Origin of the sequence: Lentzea sp. NPDC042327, assembly GCF_040647275.1 — a bacterium.
In the GTDB taxonomy this organism is placed as follows: domain Bacteria; phylum Actinomycetota; class Actinomycetes; order Mycobacteriales; family Pseudonocardiaceae; genus Lentzea.
This window is the reverse complement of record NZ_JBEZBX010000006.1, coordinates 339476-354466: the sequence shown is the minus strand read 5'-3', so window position 1 is coordinate 354466 and position 14991 is coordinate 339476. Positions and strand designations below refer to the sequence as shown.

At 71.1% G+C, this 14991-nt stretch carries 16 protein-coding genes; 8 read left to right on the top strand and 8 right to left on the bottom strand.

Going from position 1 to position 14991, the window contains the following annotated elements; translation table 11 throughout:
• Nucleotides 1–60: 60 nt before the first annotated feature.
• Nucleotides 61–717, top strand: a complete 657-nt coding sequence (locus AB0A63_RS18505; RefSeq protein WP_360392381.1) for an SDR family oxidoreductase — start codon at nt 61–63, stop codon at nt 715–717.
• Between the two features lie 82 nt (nt 718–799).
• Here the strand turns inward: AB0A63_RS18505 and AB0A63_RS18500 are convergent, their stop codons facing one another.
• Together AB0A63_RS18500 and AB0A63_RS18495 are read right to left on the bottom strand one after the other, a co-directional pair.
• A complete protein-coding gene (locus AB0A63_RS18500; protein WP_360392378.1) occupies nt 800–1390 on the bottom strand; it encodes a dihydrofolate reductase family protein in 591 nt (196 codons plus the stop codon).
• 96 nt (nt 1391–1486) lie between these two features.
• The gene (locus AB0A63_RS18495) at nt 1487–2167 is read right to left on the bottom strand and encodes a DUF2848 domain-containing protein (RefSeq protein ID WP_360392376.1); all 681 of its coding nucleotides are present in this window, start codon (nt 2165–2167) and stop codon (nt 1487–1489) included.
• Between the two features lie 46 nt (nt 2168–2213).
• Here AB0A63_RS18495 and AB0A63_RS18490 point away from each other — a divergent pair, with 46 nt between their 5' ends.
• Nucleotides 2214–3545 carry an MFS transporter gene (locus AB0A63_RS18490; protein WP_360392374.1) on the top strand — a complete coding sequence of 444 codons (1332 nt, stop codon included), beginning with the start codon at nt 2214–2216 and terminating at the stop codon, nt 3543–3545.
• Here the strand turns inward: AB0A63_RS18490 and AB0A63_RS18485 are convergent.
• A complete protein-coding gene (locus tag AB0A63_RS18485; RefSeq protein ID WP_360392371.1) occupies nt 3506–4141 on the bottom strand; it encodes a GntR family transcriptional regulator in 636 nt (211 codons plus the stop codon). The genes AB0A63_RS18490 and AB0A63_RS18485 overlap by 40 nt on opposite strands.
• A gap of 25 nt (nt 4142–4166) precedes the next feature.
• Here AB0A63_RS18485 and AB0A63_RS18480 point away from each other — a divergent pair, with 25 nt between their 5' ends.
• Together AB0A63_RS18480 and AB0A63_RS18475 are read left to right on the top strand one after the other, a co-directional pair.
• Nucleotides 4167–4943, top strand: coding sequence for a carbon-nitrogen hydrolase family protein (locus AB0A63_RS18480; RefSeq protein WP_360392368.1), 777 nt, complete (start codon nt 4167–4169; stop codon nt 4941–4943).
• Nucleotides 4943–5287: a cupin domain-containing protein gene (locus tag AB0A63_RS18475; protein ID WP_360392365.1), complete on the top strand. Its 345-nt coding sequence runs from the start codon at nt 4943–4945 to the stop codon at nt 5285–5287. The genes AB0A63_RS18480 and AB0A63_RS18475 overlap by 1 nt, the downstream gene beginning before the upstream one ends.
• Before the next feature lie 363 nt (nt 5288–5650).
• Here AB0A63_RS18475 and AB0A63_RS18470 read toward each other — a convergent pair whose 3' ends face one another.
• The 3 genes from AB0A63_RS18470 to AB0A63_RS18460 form a co-directional block, all read right to left on the bottom strand.
• On the bottom strand, nt 5651–6676 hold the full coding sequence (locus tag AB0A63_RS18470) for a hemolysin family protein (protein WP_360392362.1): 1026 nt from the start codon (nt 6674–6676) through the stop codon (nt 5651–5653).
• Complete coding sequence (locus tag AB0A63_RS18465; protein ID WP_360392359.1) at nt 6673–7980, bottom strand: hemolysin family protein; 1308 nt, start codon at nt 7978–7980, stop codon at nt 6673–6675. The genes AB0A63_RS18470 and AB0A63_RS18465 overlap by 4 nt, the downstream gene beginning before the upstream one ends.
• Nucleotides 7981–8088: 108 nt before the next feature.
• Nucleotides 8089–9111, bottom strand: a complete 1023-nt coding sequence (locus tag AB0A63_RS18460; RefSeq protein ID WP_360392357.1) for a LacI family DNA-binding transcriptional regulator — start codon at nt 9109–9111, stop codon at nt 8089–8091.
• A gap of 122 nt (nt 9112–9233) precedes the next feature.
• Between AB0A63_RS18460 and AB0A63_RS18455 the strand changes: the two genes are divergently transcribed.
• The 3 genes from AB0A63_RS18455 to AB0A63_RS18445 are packed head-to-tail and all read left to right on the top strand — an operon-like array spanning nt 9234 to nt 12176.
• Nucleotides 9234–10376, top strand: coding sequence for a Gfo/Idh/MocA family oxidoreductase (locus AB0A63_RS18455; RefSeq protein ID WP_360392354.1), 1143 nt, complete (start codon nt 9234–9236; stop codon nt 10374–10376).
• Nucleotides 10369–11388: a dihydrodipicolinate synthase family protein gene (locus tag AB0A63_RS18450; RefSeq protein WP_360392351.1), complete on the top strand. Its 1020-nt coding sequence runs from the start codon at nt 10369–10371 to the stop codon at nt 11386–11388. Before AB0A63_RS18455 ends, AB0A63_RS18450 begins: the two co-directional genes overlap by 8 nt.
• On the top strand, nt 11370–12176 hold the full coding sequence (locus AB0A63_RS18445; RefSeq protein WP_360392348.1) for a sugar phosphate isomerase/epimerase: 807 nt from the start codon (nt 11370–11372) through the stop codon (nt 12174–12176). Before AB0A63_RS18450 ends, AB0A63_RS18445 begins: the two co-directional genes overlap by 19 nt.
• Before the next feature lie 214 nt (nt 12177–12390).
• On the opposite strand, the gene AB0A63_RS18440 is transcribed toward AB0A63_RS18445, so the two are convergent.
• Nucleotides 12391–13425 carry a serine hydrolase gene (locus tag AB0A63_RS18440; RefSeq protein WP_360392345.1) on the bottom strand — a complete coding sequence of 345 codons (1035 nt, stop codon included), beginning with the start codon at nt 13423–13425 and terminating at the stop codon, nt 12391–12393.
• A gap of 50 nt (nt 13426–13475) precedes the next feature.
• Between AB0A63_RS18440 and AB0A63_RS18435 the strand changes: the two genes are divergently transcribed.
• A complete protein-coding gene (locus AB0A63_RS18435; protein ID WP_360392690.1) occupies nt 13476–14159 on the top strand; it encodes an SDR family NAD(P)-dependent oxidoreductase in 684 nt (227 codons plus the stop codon).
• Between the two features lie 22 nt (nt 14160–14181).
• Here AB0A63_RS18435 and AB0A63_RS18430 read toward each other — a convergent pair whose 3' ends face one another.
• Nucleotides 14182–14985, bottom strand: coding sequence for an alpha/beta fold hydrolase (locus AB0A63_RS18430; RefSeq protein WP_360392343.1), 804 nt, complete (start codon nt 14983–14985; stop codon nt 14182–14184).
• Between the last annotated feature and the right edge of the window lie 6 nt (nt 14986–14991).

Sequence of the window (14991 nt, the reverse complement as noted above, 5' to 3'; positions counted from 1 at the left end):
GTTGGGAAATCAAACTCAACCTGCCACAGTTGGTTTGAAATACCAACTTAGGAGGTTGTCATGGACTTCAAGGGTCAGACGGTGCTCGTGACCGGCGCGAACCGCGGACTGGGCCGTGCGTTCGCCCAGGAGCTCGTCAAGGCGGGCGCGAAGGTCTACGGCGGCGCGCGCAAGGTCGAGACCATCACCGACGAGGGCGTGGTCCCGGTGCGGCTCGACGTCACCGACGACGTGTCGGTCGCGGCGGCCGCTAAGGAACTCGGTGACACCACGATCGTGGTCAACAACGCCGGCGTCCTCGTCGCGGGTGACGACGTCGACAGCATCAAGGCGGAGTTCGAGGTCAACTTCTACGGCCTCGTCCGCACGACGGACGCGTTCGCGCCGGTCCTGAAGGCCAACGGCGGCGGCGCGATCGTCAACGTGCTGAGCATCCTGTCGTTCGTCGGCAGGGCGGAGTGGCGCGGCTACGCGGCCTCCAAGGCAGCGGGCTGGTCGTTCACCAAGTCCTCCCGTGAGGCGCTGCGGGAACAGGGCACGCGCGTGATCGGCGTGCACGCCGGGTTCATCGACACCGACCTGACCACCGGCATCGACGCGCCCAAGATCACCCCGCAGGACGTCGTCGCGCAGGTGCTGCGGGCGCTTGAGAACGGTGACGACGAGGTGCTGGCCGACGAGCGCACCCGCGCCGTGAAGGCCGCGCTGTCCGCCTGAGGGACGTCAGTCCCGGCGCGCGGGGGAGTGCAGCGGCGGCCTCGGTGAACTCAGGCCGCCGCAGCGCCCCACCGCGTCGTCCTCACCCGGCTTCCGCGTAGTGCACTTTGTAGCGCAGGTGCGTGACCTCGACGCCTTCGACGACCGAGAGCGGCCCTTCGAGCTGGTAACCCTGGCCCGGTGCGAAGAACGGCGTGCCACCGCCGAGCAGCACGGGCACCAGGTCGAGCCAGATCTCGTCGACCAGCCCGGCGTCGATCGCCTGCCGGGCGACCTCGCCGGAGTTCAGGCCGACGGCCTTGTCGCCCGCGTGCGACCGGGCGATCTCGACGGCCTTCTCGATGCCGTCGCCACAGAACGTGAAGTGCTCGGTGTCCTCCAACGGCCGATGGGTGAGCACGACGGTGTGCGCGCCCATCGGGTGCCGGCCGCCCCATGCGTTCGTGTGGTCGTAGAGCTTGCGGCCCACCACCAACGCGCCGGTCGCCCGGATGAGGCCGTCGAAGTGCGCGGCGCTGGCGGGGGTCAGGTGGACGGTCATCGCGCCGGTCGGCATCGTGTACGCCACGTCGCCGGACTCGTACCAGCGGAACAGCCGGTCGAAACCGGAGAAGTCCGGGCCTGAGACGTAGCCGTCGATCGAGGTGCTGGCGCCGGTGCAGACCTTGCCCATGGCGGGTGCCTCCCCTGTGTCGGTCAGTCACCCCTGCGTCGACTGCGCGCCGGGGATTTCGACCTGGTTCCGGGGACGCATACCGGCGCGCGCGGCTCAGCCGATCGGTTCCGGCAGCGGCGCCACCTCGTAGTCGCAGTCCAGCACGTCACCGGTCGCCGGGTCGCGCAGCTCGACGCGCCACTTCGACGCGAACTGCTGCACGCCGTGGTGCATCGGGATCGTGCCGGACAGCAGCACCGTGCCGGGCCGCAGCAGTCCCAGCTCGCGCAGCCGGTCCACCCAGTAGGCCGGCGTCAGCAGCTCGGCGAGCGTGCCGCGCTGGATCTCCACGCCGTCGGCCCACGCCGTGAGCTCGATCGCGTCGATCCGGTCGGCGACCTCGGACAACCGCCACGCCCTGCGGCCCAGCACGTCCGGGCTCGCGTTCTTGCTCCACGCGACGCCGTGCACCTCCAGCGCGCGGTCCGTGTGGTCGCACGCGACGGTCAGCAGCACGTCGTCATCGGTCACGACCAACGCCCACTCGGCCTCGCCGGAGGTGCGTGCGTGCTGCACGGGCACCACCGCGGTCTGCTGCGCGAGGTAGGGCGAAACGGGGTAGAGACTCGGCGTGACCGACGGCGCCGGAACGCCCAGTTCGGCGAGTTCACGCACGTGAGCGGCCACGTCTTCCTGGCTGCGGCCCGCGTACCCGCCGTTGAGCAGGGTCGTCACCGCGACCTCGGTGACGGTGCCGTCGGGGAGTTCGAAGGACAGTGTGCAAGCGGTGGACATGCGGTACTCCTTGCGCATACGAGTTGTATACAGGCAGTATTACCGCATGCCGCCTGCTTCAGCAACGACAGACGTACCGCGTTCCGCGCTGGTCCGCGCGTTCGTGGCCTCGCTTTCCGGTACCGCGCTCGAGTGGTACGACTTCGCCATCTACAACGTGGCCGCCGCCGTGGTGCTCGGCCCGTTGTTCTTCCCGAGCTCCGAGCCGCTGACGGCGACGCTGCTCGCGTTCTCCACGTACGCGGTCGGCTACCTGTCGCGGCCGCTCGGCGGGTTCCTGTTCGGCCGGCTCGGCGACAAGATCGGCCGCAAACGCGTGCTGGTGACCACGTTGCTGATCACCGGCATCGCCACGCTGCTCATCGGCCTGCTGCCCACGCACTCCGCGATCGGCCCCGCGGCCGGTGTGCTGCTCGTGCTGCTGCGCTTCGCCCAGGGCGTCGGCCTCGGCGGTGAGTGGGGCGGCGCGGTGCTGCTGTCCAGCGAGTACGGCGACCCGGCGAAACGCGGCTTCTGGGCGTCGGCCGCGCAGATCGGGCCGCCCGCCGGCAACCTGATGGCCAACGGCGTGCTCGCGCTGCTCGGCGTGGCGCTGTCCGATGCGGCGTTCATGTCGTGGGGCTGGCGCGTGGCGTTCCTGCTGTCCGCGGTGCTGGTCGTGTTCGGCCTGTGGATCCGGGTGAAGCTGGAGGAGACCCCGGTCTTCAAGGCGATCCAGGAACGCGGCGAACGCCCGTCCGCACCCGTGAGCGAGGTCTTCCGCACGCAGACCCGCCCGCTGGTCGCCGCCGTCCTCTCCCGCGTCGGCCCGGACGTGCTGTACGCGCTGCACACCGTCTTCGTCCTCACCTACATCACGACGCAGCTGGGCATGTCGCGCAACGTCGGCCTCATCGCCGTGCTGATCGCCTCCGGCTTCCAGCTGTTCCTGATGCCGCTCGCGGGCTGGCTGTCCGACCGGGTCAACCGGCGCGGCCTCTACGCGGTGGCCGCGGTCTGCGGCGCGGTGTGGCCGTTCGTGCTGTTCCCGTTGGTGGACACCGGTTCCGTCCCGCTGATCGTCGTCGGCGTGGTCGTCGGCCTCGCGTTCCACGCGTTCATGTACGGCCCGCAGGCGGCGTTCATCGCCGAGCAGTTCACCGAACGCCTGCGCTACACCGGCAGCTCACTGGCCTACACGCTGGCCGGCGTGATCGGCGGTGCCGTGGCGCCGTTGCTGTTCACCTGGCTGTTGGCGGAGTTCGGCACGTGGGTCGTCGTCGGCATCTACGTCTCCGTGGCGTGCGTGGTGACGCTGATCGGCCTGCGCCTGGGCCGCGACCCGGAGGACGCCGACGCTCAGCCGTTGAGCAGCACCTTCAGCGTGGTGTCCAGGTGAGCGGTGATCGCCGCGGTGGCCGCGCCGACGTCCCCGGACTCAAGCGCGGCCACGATCGCGTTGTGCTCGTCGATCACGGCCTGCTGCCGGTTGTTCGCACGGAACAACGCCACCACACCCGCGCGCACCTGCCGTGCGCGCAACCCCTCGTAGGTCTTCGTCAGCAGGTCGTTGCCGGTCGCCGCCACGAGAACGGCGTGGAACTGCCGGTCGACGTCGATGAACTCACGCGGGTCGTGCTGCTGCACGCGCTGTTCCTCGATATACGCGCGCATGGTCTCCAACGGAACAGTGCCCTCGGTCATCGTGCGCTCCGCGGCATACCGCTCGATAACGCCCCTCAGCTCCATGAGCTCCGTGATCTGCCGCGACGACAACGGCGCGACATACGCACCCTTCTTCGGCACGAGCTGCACCAGGTCTTCGGCCGCCAGAAGAAGAAGAGCCTCACGAATCGGCGTGCGCGACACACCGATCTGGTTGGCCACGTCCTGCTCGCTGATGAACCGCCCCTGCATCTCCGGGGCGGCGAGGATCGTGTCCTTGATGAACTCGTAGGCCTTCTCCCGGCCTGACAAGCTGTCCGCGACCTGCATACAACATGTATACCAGAGGAGGATCATGCGCATCGCCCTGTGCCAGATCAGCTCGACCGCCGACCCCGCGACCAACCTCGCGACCGTCCGCACCGAGGTCACCCGCGCCGCCGAGGCGGGCGCGCGCATCGTCCAGTTCCCGGAAGCCACCCACTGCCGCTTCGGCGTCCCCCTCGCCCCGGTCGCCGAACCCCTCGACGGCCCCTGGGCGACCGCGGTCCACGACATCGCCACCGAGGCGGGCGTCGTCGTGGTCGCCGGCATGTTCACCCCCGGCACCGGCGGCCGCGTCGCCAACACGACCCTCGTCACCGGCGCCGACCTGCACCTCGGCTACGACAAGATCCACCTGTTCGACGCCTTCGGCTTCCGCGAGTCCGACACCGTGACCCCCGGCGACAAGCCGGTGACCTTCACCGTCGACGACCTCACCTTCGGCCTCGCCACCTGCTACGACGTCCGCTTCCCGGAACTCTTCCGCACCCTCGCCAACACCGCGCAGGCCATCCTGCTCGGCGCCTCCTGGGGCGCCGGCCCCGGCAAGGCCGACCAGTGGGACCTCCTGGTCCGCGCCCGCGCCCTGGACTCCACCGCATGGCTCCTCGCCTGCGGCCAGGCCCTGCCCACCACCGACCACGGGCCGGCCCCGACCGGCATCGGCCGCAGCACCGTCGTGACCCCACTCGGCGCAGTCGCCGCCAGCCTGGCCGACGCCCCCGGCACACTCGTGTCCGATGTGGACGCCTCCTCGGTCGACGAGGCCCGCCGCACCCTGCCCGTGCTGGCGAACCGGCGGCTGTGATGCGCACACAACACGAGTTCTTCCCGGTCGCCGACCTCCCGTGGCACCCGGCCGAACCGGGCGTCACCGAACGCGTCCTCAGCCACGACCCGGCCACCCCGACCCTCACCCGCCTGGCCCGCTGGCAACCGGGCCTGGAGACGTCCGGCGTGATCCGCCACGACCACCACGAGGAGGTGTACCTGCTGGAGGGCGACCTCACCGACCTGACCCTCGGCGAGACGTTCACCGCGGGCCACTTCGCGAGCCGCCGGCCGGGGATGCCGCACGGGCCCTACCGAACCGACGGCGGCTGCCTGATGCTGGAGATCCGCACGGCGGCGGGGGTTGAGCCGGGGCACTGAGCTGGGGCGTCGAACAGTGGCGCGCCTTGCGCTCGTCGAGGCTGCTCACCTGCGCCCGACTTACCCGCGCCCACCGCGCCCGGTCCAGCCGCGCCCGACCAGCCGCGCCCGGTCCACCCGCGGCTGGTCCACCCGCGCCCGACCCACCGCGCCCGGCGCGACCCGTCCGCATCGGACCCCGATCTCGCCCGACCTTCACCCCACCCGAGCCAGCCCCGGCCGAACCAAGCCGAACCCCGCCACTCCCTCCCGACTCACCTCCGCCCCCCGCGCTTCCTCCCTACGCAGGGCGGCCGAACCGGCAAATCAGGACATCACGATCGGGTGAATCCACACGACCCGAACCCCAGCGCCGAACCCCAGCTACACCCACCGCACGTGCGTCCCATCCCGCACAGTCCCGACGTACTCCTCCACCAGGTCCTCCAACGCCACCACCCCGCGCACCCCACCATCGGCCCCAACAGCGCGAGCGAGGTGCGACTGGGCCCGGCGAAGGGCCGTCAGGGCCTCGTCCAGGCGTGCGTCCACCGGCACCTCGGGCAGGCCGCGCACGCGGGCGCGGGGCACCGGGGTGGCCGCGCCCTCCAGGTCGAGGATGTCCTTGACGTGCAGGTAGCCGACCAGGCGCGCGTCGGACTTGACCGGGAAGCGGGAGAAGCCGGTGGCCGCCACCGCCGCCTCGATCTCGCCGACGGTGGGGGCGGCGGACACGGTCGTCACGCGGTCCAGCGGCACGAGGACGTCGGCGACCGTGCGGGAGACCGAGGTCAGCGTCTGGGTCAGACGCCGGTGTTCGGAGACCTCCAGCAGGCCCTCCGAGCGGGACTGGCCGATCAGCAGGGCCAGCTCGTCGGGGGTGTAGGCGGACTCGAGCTCGTCGACGGGTTCCACGTCGAAGCGGCGCAGCACCCAGCGGCCGACCGCGTTGAACAGGGCCAGCACCGGCGCGATCATGCGGCTGAACCCGTAGTGCACCGGCACCAGCCACAGGGCGGCGCGTTCGGGGCCGGCGATGGCGAGGTTCTTCGGCACCATCTCGCCGAGGATCGTGTGCAGGGCGACGACAATGACCAACGCCACCGCGAACGCCACGCCGTGCACCACAGCAGCGGGCAGGCCAACGGCGCCGAGGGGGCCCTCCAGCACTGTGGCCAGCGCCGGCTCGGCGATGGCACCCAGGCCGAGGGAGCACAGTGTGATGCCGAGCTGTGCGCCGGCGATCAGCAACGGCAGTTCCTGCGACGCCTTGATGGCCGTGCGTGCGCGCGAGGAACCCTTGTCGGCCAACGCCTCCAAACGGTCGCGCCGCGCGGTGATGACCGCGAACTCGGCGCCGACGAAGAAGGCGTTGCCCGCCAGCAGAAGGACGACAACCAGGAAGTTCACGCCGACACCACCCGCAGTTCGGCCACGCGGTGGCGGTCCATCCGCATCACCGTCACCCGCCAGCCGTCGACCCTGATCTCGTCACCGACGTCCGGAATCCGGCCCAGGCGCGTCAGCACCAGGCCGGCCAGCGTCTCGTAGTCGCCGTCCGGCATGCGGAAACCCGTCGCCTCGGCCACCTCGTCGTCGCGCAGCAGGCCCGACACCAGCCAGCTGTCCTTGCCCAGCGACCGGACCGGTGGTGCCTCGCCGCGGTCGTGCTCGTCGCGGACGTCGCCGACGATCTCCTCGACCACGTCCTCCAGCGTCACCATGCCGGCCGTGCCGCCGTACTCGTCGACCACCAGCGCCGTCTGCAGGCCCGAAGCGCGCAGGCGGTCCAGCAGCGCGTCACCCTCCAGCGTCTCCGGCACCGATGTCACCGGGCGGGTCAACGCCGACAGAGGAGTCGTCCCGCGCAGAGCGGCGGGCACGGCGAACGCCTGCTTCACGTGCACCATGCCGCGCACCTCGTCCAGAGAGCCGTCATGCACCGGAAAACGCGAAAAGCCGGTGTCACGCGCCTTCTGCACGAGGTCGTGCACGGTCGCGTCGGCGCGAAGGGCCTCCACGCGCATGCGAGGGGTCATCAGCTCGCCGGCTGTCCGGTCGCCGAAGCGCAGCGAGCGGTCGAGCAGCACCGCGGTGCCCTCGTCCAGCGTGCCGTGCTCGGCGGACGTGCGGACCAGCGCGCCCAGCTCCTCCGGTGACCGGGCGGACGCCAGCTCCTCGACCGGCTCCACGCCGAAACGGCGCACGAGCCAGTTCGCGGAGCCGTTCATCGCCGTGATCAGCCACCGGAACACGGTCGAGAAGCCGGCCTGCAGGCCCGCCACCGCCCGCGCGGTCTCCAGCGGCTTCGCGATCGCCAGGTTCTTCGGCACGAGCTCGCCGAACACCATCGACAACGCCGTGGCGATGGCCAGCGCGAGGGCCAGCGACAACCCGCCCGCGACCGTCGGCGGCACGCCGAGCGCGTTCAGGCCCGGCTGGATCAGCGAGGCGATCGCGGGCTCCGCGATGTACCCGGTGATCAGCGTGGTCAGCGTGATGGCGAGCTGTGCGCCGGAGAGCTGGAACGACAACGTGCGGTGCGCGCGGTCGATGGTGCGCGCCTTGGCGTCACCGACCTCGGCGAGGTGCCGCTCGACGGTGCTGCGTTCCAGCGCGGTCAGCGAGAACTCCGCCGCCACCGCGATGAAGGTGCCCGCTGTCAGCGCCACGACGGCGAGCAGACCGAGCAGGCTCAACAGGGTTCCGGTCACCTGCGTGCTCCCGAGCGACGGGGGACCGGGTTGGTATGCCAGCCGGGGCCAGTACCCACGGGGACGGCTCAACTCCTCATGACTAAGTACGTGAACAGCCAGACGAGTCTAATTGTGGGCAGTCGAGGCCCGCAGCACCACCTCACCGGCGACGCGGACGGTGCGGGCCTCGTCACCCCCGGCGTCCAGCACGAGACCTGCGGCGATCTCACCCATCCGCTCCAACGGCAGCCGCACGGTCGACAGCGCCGGAACCGTGTCGCGCAGCGTCGGGATGTCGTCGAACCCGGCGATCGACATGTCCTCCGGCACCCGCACGCCCCGCTCGCGCAACGCGGCCATCGCGCCCATCGCCATCACGTCGGTGACGGCGAACACGCAGGTCGCACGGGCCTGCCTGCGGGTGGCGAGCAGTTCCAGCGCGGCCTCGTAACCGCCGTCACGGGTCAGCGGGCCGTTGACCACGACCGGCGGGGCGACCCCGGCGTCGGCCAGTCCCGCCTTGAACCCGGCGAGCCGGTCGCGGGCCACCACGAGGTCGGAAGGACCACCCAGAACGGCGAACCTGCGGTGCCCGAGCGCAGCCAGCTCACGGGCCAGCGCGCGACCGCCGGCCCGGTTGCCCGGCACGACCGTGTCCGTCCCGAGCTTCGCCTGCGACACGCACGCCACCCGGCCGCCCTGCTCGGTGAACGCGTCGATCTCCGCCGCCAGCCTGGCCTGCGCGGCCCGGTCCGTGGTCCGCGAGCCCGCCAGCACCACCGCGCGGGCCCGGTGCGCGCGCAGCGTCGAGAGCAGCTCCACCTCGCGGTCCGGTGACCGGTTGGTCGTGCCGAGGACCACGACCAGGCCGTTCTCCTCCGCCACCCGCGTCACCCCGGCCGCGATGCAGGAGAAGTACGGGTCGGTGATGTCGTGCACGACCAGCCCGACCAGGGAGCTCGAGTTGCGGGCCAGCGCCTGCGCGGACGCGTTCGGCACGTACCCGAGCTCCTCCGCAGTGCGCAGGACCCGGTCGCTCAGCTCCTCGCTCACCTGCCGCGTGCTGCCGTTGAGCACGCGCGAGGCGGTCGCCAGCGACACACCCGCCTGCTTCGCCACCTCGGCGAGCGTCACCTGTCGGGCGGACACGACCACCTCCGTCTAGTGCGTGTGTGGACGGGAGACTAGCTCCCACGGAGGTTGACGGCCGCGAAGTACCGCTATTAGCGTGGCGGGAAAGCGCTTTCCAGCGCTGCTACCAGGGAGGTGCGATGGCGGTTCGGACCATCGGAGTGGCGGTCAACGGCGTCACCGGGAGGATGGGATATCGCCAGCACCTGGTCAGGTCCCTGCTCCCGCTGCGCGACGAGGGCGTGCGGCTGCCGGACGGCACCGTGCTCAAGGTCGAGCCGGTGCTCGTCGGCCGCAACGCCGACAAGCTCAAGGAGATCGCCGAACGGCACGACCTCGCGCGCTGGACCACGGACCTCGACGGCGCGCTCGCGGACCCGGACGTGCAGGTCTACTTCGACTCGCAGGTCACGTCGAAGCACGTCGAGTCGATCACCAAGGCGATCGAGGCCGGCAAGCACGTCTACACGGAGAAGCCGGTCAGCGAGACCGTCGAGCAGGCGCTGCGGCTGGCCGCGCTCGCCGACGAGAAGGGCGTCAAGCACGGCGTCGTGGCCGACAAGCTCTACCTGCCGGGCATCCGCAAGCTCAAGCGGCTGGTCGACGGCGGGTTCTTCGGCCGCGTCCTCAGCGTGCGCGGCGAGTTCGGCTACTGGGTCTTCGAGGGCGACTGGCAGCCCGCGCAGCGCCCGAGCTGGAACTACCGCGCCGAGGACGGCGGCGGCATCGTCTCGGACATGTTCTGCCACTGGAGCTACCTGCTGCACAACCTGTTCGGCCGGGTGGAGGCCGTGACCGCGCGCGCCGTCACGCACGTGCCGACGCGCTGGGACGAGCAGGGCACCGAGTACGCCGCGACCGCCGACGACGCCGCGTACGGCATCTTCGAGATCGAGAACGGGATCATCGCCCAGATCAACTCGTCCTGGTGCGTGCGGGTGCGCCGCGACGAGCTCGTCGAGTTCCAAGTGGACGGCACGGAGGGCAGCGCGGTCGCCGGGCTGCGCGAGTGCTTCGTGCAACCCCGCGCGGTCACGCCGAAACCGGTGTGGAACCCGGACCTGCCGGTCACCCACCCGTTCCGCGAGCAGTGGCAGGCGGTGCCGGACAACGAGGAGTTCGACAACGGCTTCAAGGTGCAGTGGGCGGAGTTCCTGCGGCACGTCTGCGTGGGCACGCCGTTCCCGCACGACTTCCGCGCTGGCGCACGCGGTGTCGCGCTGGCGGCCGCGGGGCTGCGGTCCTCTTCGGAGGGTCGCAGGATCGAGCTCGCCGATGTCTAGCCGGGTGGTCTTCGCCGCCGCGCACGTCGTCGCGCGGGACGAGCGCACGGTGGACTGGGACGCGACGCTCGCGTTCCGGCACCACCTGTGGTCGCACGGCCTGGGCGTCGCCGAGGCCATGGACACCGCCCAGCGCGGCATGGGCCTCGACTGGCCGGCCGCCGCCGAGCTGGTCCGCCGCAGCGCCGCCGAGAAGGCCGGGCGGATCTGCGCGGGCGTCGCCACCGACCACCTCACCGGCGCGGCCGGCCTCGACGACGTGCTCCGCGCCTACCTGGAGCAGCTGGAGGTCGTGCAGGGGGCGGGCGCGCAGCCGGTGCTCATGTGCTCACGGCAGCTCGCCGCGTGCGCCCGCGGGCCGGAGGACTACGCGAAGGTCTACGGCACGCTGCTCGACAACGTCAGCGAGCCGGTGGTCCTGCACTGGCTCGGCACCGCGTTCGACCCGGCGCTGGCCGGCTACTGGGGTGCCGCCGACGTCGCGCAGGCCACCCGCAACTTCCTGGAGGTCGTCCACTCCCGGCCGGACAAGGTCGACGGCGTGAAGGTCTCGCTGCTCGACGCCGGCCACGAGATCGGGCTGCGGCGGGCGCTCCCACCCGGCGTGCGCTGCTACACCGGCGACGACTTCCACTACCCGGACCTGATCGCGGGCGACGAGCACGGCCACAGCGACGCACTGCTCGGCATCTTCGACCCGATCGCACCGGTGGCAGCCAAGGCGCTGCGCAAGCTCGACGAGGGCGACACCGCGGAGTTCCACCGGATCATGGCGCCCACGGTCCCGTTGTCACGCCATCTGTTCAGCGCACCGACCTACTACTACAAGACCGGTGTGGTGTTCCTGGCGTGGCTGGCCGGGCACCAGGACCGGTTCCTGCTGCTCGACGGCCTGCAGACCGCCCGCAGCGTCGAGCACCTGACCGAGGCCAAACGGCTCGCCGAGGTCGCCGGCGTGGTCGAGCCCGAACTCGCGGAACGGCGGTGGCAGCAGTGGCTCGCCTCTCGCTGAACCAGGCCACGATCAAGCGAGCGACCGTCGTGGAGGCCGTCGAGGGCTGTGCGCGGCACGGCATCACCTCGATCGGGCTGTGGCGCGAACCGGTCGCCGACCACGGCCTCGACCGCACCGCGAAGCTCGTCGCGGACGCGGGGCTGCGCGTGTCGTCGTTGTGCCGCGGCGGGTTCCTCACCGCCGTGGACAACCGCGCCGCGCTGGACGACAACCGCCGCGCGATCGACGAAGCGGCGGCGCTGCGCACGGACACCCTGGTGGTGGTCGTCGGGGGAGTCGCCGCCGACAAGGACCTGACCGGCGCACGTCACCGGGTCGCGGACGCGGTCGCGGAGCTGTCCTGGTACGCGGCCGAGGCGGGCGTGACGCTGGCACTGGAGCCGATGCACCCGGTGTTCTGCGCCGACCGCGGCGTGCTGTCGACGCTGGCGCAGGCCCTCGACCTCGCCGAGCAGCACGTGTCCGCAGGAGTCGTCGTCGACGCGCTGCACGTCTGGTGGGACCCCGACGTCGACGCGCAGATCGCCCGCGCGGGCCCGCTCATCGCCTCGTACCAGGTCTGCGACTGGCTCACGCCGGTGCCCGCCGACGTGCTGCTCGGCCGCGGCTACCCCGGCGACGGCGTGATCGACCTCGACCGGCTGACCAGGCAGGTCGCCGCGACCGGGTACGCGGGGGACGTCGAGGTGGAGATCTTCAACGCCGAGATCTGGGCCGCGGACTTCGACGAGGTGATCGGGGAGGTGTCGCGGCGGTACCACTCCATTGTGGAACCGGCCCTCTGAGCACCTGGCCAGAAGCCTTGCCCGCCCCCTCGTTGCCGCCCAGGCGTCTGCGAGTACCACCAACACGTGATCAAATCGCCGCTGACATCTGGCGACCTGCTCAGCGACGCGGGGAAGCCGGTCGTCGACGGCGGCGACGACCGACCCCGGCGCTGGTACGTGTATAGCCGAGAAGCACTACCCGGTGACCCGGTTTTCGAACAAAATTCAGGAATCAGCCGCCGTTGAAGAACCTGTAAACCTTTGCGCGGTGTTTCGGCTTGCTGGTCGTGATCTTGATGACCGCGTCGAACATGGACCGGCCGAGCTCCGCGCGGGCCGCGACGGCCGGGTGCGTGGTGCTGAAGTCCTGGTCGTTCTGCGCCTTGTCGCCGCTGAACGCGCCGGAGGCGAACATCGAGTACACCAGGATCGCCCGGTTGTCCTCGCTGAACATGATCCCGGCCTCGTTGCGGCCGTCCTCGTACCAGCCGGCCTTCGTCGCGACGCGCAACCGCTCGTTGGTGGTGAGGTTCAGCCGCACGCCGTCGGTGAAGCTCGCCGTCGCCCGCAGGATGTTGAGCAGGTACGCCGTCGACGCTGGCGAGAGCAGCTCGCCGTCGACCAGCTTCTGCAGCAGCGCGTGCGTCTCCCGCGCCGTCGTCGTGCCGAGGAAGAACCGGTTCGGGTTGGCGACCGGCACGACCTGGGTGTGCACGAAGCCCTTGGAACGCAGGATCTCGTTGAGCTCCAGCGCCGGGACGACCAGCCCGCACAGCCGGACCGCGGTGTTGTCCGAGACCGTCAGCAGGTTCGCGAGCGCGTGCCCGACGGTGACCTCGCTCGGGTACGCCCCGTCGAGCGCGAAGATGCCGTCGGTGTCCTGGATGACGATCGCGGCCGACACGGTGACCGTCTGGTCGAGCCTGACCAGCCCGCGGTCCACCTTGTCCAGCACCGCCACGGCGACGGCGACCTTGTTGACGCTGTAGGCCTCGACCACGGCGTCCGCGTTCTCGTCGACCGCGGGCCGGGTGTTGCCGTCCAGGTCCGCGACCGTGATGTACGACGACCACGTGCCGCGCGCCTTCTTCACCTGCCTGCGGTAGACCTGCGCGACGCGCTTGCGCGACCGTTCGGCGGTGGTCGGGAAGCGTTCGATCTCGACCTCCGCCTCCTCCTGCGCCTGTGCTGTGCCGGTGGGCCCGAGCACGGCCGTCGCGGCCGCGACGGTGCCCAGCCCGAACACGGACCTGCGGTTCAAAGTCATGCGGCTCATCAAAACAGGCGCCGCTGACATCTCCCTGACTAGGGTTGCCGATCATGGAACAGGTCTTCGTGGTGACCGGCGCGTCCCGCGGCATCGGCGCGGCCACCGCCTCCTTGGCTTCGGAAGCGGGCTATCGCGTCGTGCGCGCCTCCCGTTCTGCCGAAGAATCTGTCGGCGATCGCGGCTGGGACGCCAAATGCGACGTGTCTTCGTGGGAATCCGTGCAGGACCTCATGTCCCGGGTGGAGTCCCGCTGGGGCCGCATCGACGTGGTGTTCGCGAACGCCGGCGCCTCGGTCGACACCTCGTTCACCACTTCGGGTGGTGCGGAACCAGCCGAATGGACGGCCATGGTGGTGACGAACGTCTGCGGTCCGGCCTTCACCGCGCGCGCCGCGATGCCCGCCCTGCTGCGGTCCGGCGGCCACCTGGTGCTGACCGGGTCGGCGGCGGGGCGCGGCGTGCGGCCGGGGAGCCTGTACTCGGCGACGAAGTGGGCGACCACGGGTCTGGCGCAGGCGATCCGCGCGGAGGCGGTCGGGACCGGCGTGCGGGTGACCGTGGTGCAGCCGGGACTCGTCGACACGGAGGCGATCCCGGCGTCGCGTGTGGACGACCCGAAGCTGGAGCCCGCCGACGTGGGGCGCGCGGTGCTCTACGCGGTGTCACAGCCATCCACTGTGGACGTCAACGAGATCCTGCTCCGGCCGACCGGCCAGGCCGCGCACCGCTGAAGCCGTCCGGACTCCGGTCGCCTCACGCGCCACCGAGGAACTCGACCAGCAGCCGGTTCACCTCGTCGGGCCGCTCCAGGTACCCGATGTGCCCGCAGTCGGCCACCTCGGCGTACCGCGCGCCGGGGATCGCGTCCGCCACCTCGCGCGAGAGCCGGGCCGGCAGGACGCGGTCGTCCGCGAACCCGATCACGAGCGACCGGACGGTGATGTCGCGGTAGGCCTCGACCCGCGGCGTGAACTCGCCCAGCGCCAGCTGCGCCCGTTCACCCGCGGTGGGCATCGTGGCCGCGAACTCGTACATCTGCAGCCAGTCACGCGCGATCACCGGGTCCGCCAGCGTGGCCGGCGCCAGGTTCCGCGTGACCGAAGCCGCCGCGTAGAACGACGCCGGCAGCTCGATGCCCTTGTCGTGCAGCTCCCGCAGGCCGCGCGACCACAGCTGCTGCACCGGGTCGGGCCGCCCGGTGGTCGCCATCAGCACCGCGCTGCGCACCAGCTCGGGACGCGCCAGTGCCAGCTCCTGCACGACGCGCGCACCGAGCGAGGTGCCGACGACGTGCGCGGGACCGCCCAGGTGCGTGATCAGCGCCGCCGTGTCGGCGACCATGTCGGTGATCGTGAAGCCGTCCGCGCACTCCGACGACGGCTTGATCCCGCGGTTGTCGAAGTAGGCGACCCGGTAGCCGGCCTTCACCAGCGCGGGCACCTGGTAGGTGCGCCACACCCGGCCGGGGCTGCCGGTGCCCATCACCAGGACGACGAGGTCACCGGTGCCCTCGGTCTGGACGTTCAGCTCGATGCCGTTGAGCGGGACAAGCGCCATTCCGGA

What these genes read in the sequence shown, in the direction of transcription:
- AB0A63_RS18490 (WP_360392374.1), top strand. Translation starts at nt 2,214, where the DNA reads ATGCCGCCTGCTTCAGCAACGACAGACGTACCGCGTTCCGCGCTGGTC.
- AB0A63_RS18430 (WP_360392343.1), bottom strand. Translation starts at nt 14,985, where the DNA reads ATGGCGCTTGTCCCGCTCAACGGCATCGAGCTGAACGTCCAGACCGAG.
- AB0A63_RS18455 (WP_360392354.1), top strand. Translation starts at nt 9,234, where the DNA reads ATGGCGGTTCGGACCATCGGAGTGGCGGTCAACGGCGTCACCGGGAGG.
- AB0A63_RS18500 (WP_360392378.1), bottom strand. Translation starts at nt 1,390, where the DNA reads ATGGGCAAGGTCTGCACCGGCGCCAGCACCTCGATCGACGGCTACGTC.
- AB0A63_RS18480 (WP_360392368.1), top strand. Translation starts at nt 4,167, where the DNA reads ATGCGCATCGCCCTGTGCCAGATCAGCTCGACCGCCGACCCCGCGACC.
- AB0A63_RS18505 (WP_360392381.1), top strand. Translation starts at nt 61, where the DNA reads ATGGACTTCAAGGGTCAGACGGTGCTCGTGACCGGCGCGAACCGCGGA.
- AB0A63_RS18450 (WP_360392351.1), top strand. Translation starts at nt 10,369, where the DNA reads ATGTCTAGCCGGGTGGTCTTCGCCGCCGCGCACGTCGTCGCGCGGGAC.
- AB0A63_RS18495 (WP_360392376.1), bottom strand. Translation starts at nt 2,167, where the DNA reads ATGTCCACCGCTTGCACACTGTCCTTCGAACTCCCCGACGGCACCGTC.
- AB0A63_RS18485 (WP_360392371.1), bottom strand. Translation starts at nt 4,141, where the DNA reads ATGCAGGTCGCGGACAGCTTGTCAGGCCGGGAGAAGGCCTACGAGTTC.
- AB0A63_RS18440 (WP_360392345.1), bottom strand. Translation starts at nt 13,425, where the DNA reads ATGACTTTGAACCGCAGGTCCGTGTTCGGGCTGGGCACCGTCGCGGCC.
- AB0A63_RS18475 (WP_360392365.1), top strand. Translation starts at nt 4,943, where the DNA reads ATGCGCACACAACACGAGTTCTTCCCGGTCGCCGACCTCCCGTGGCAC.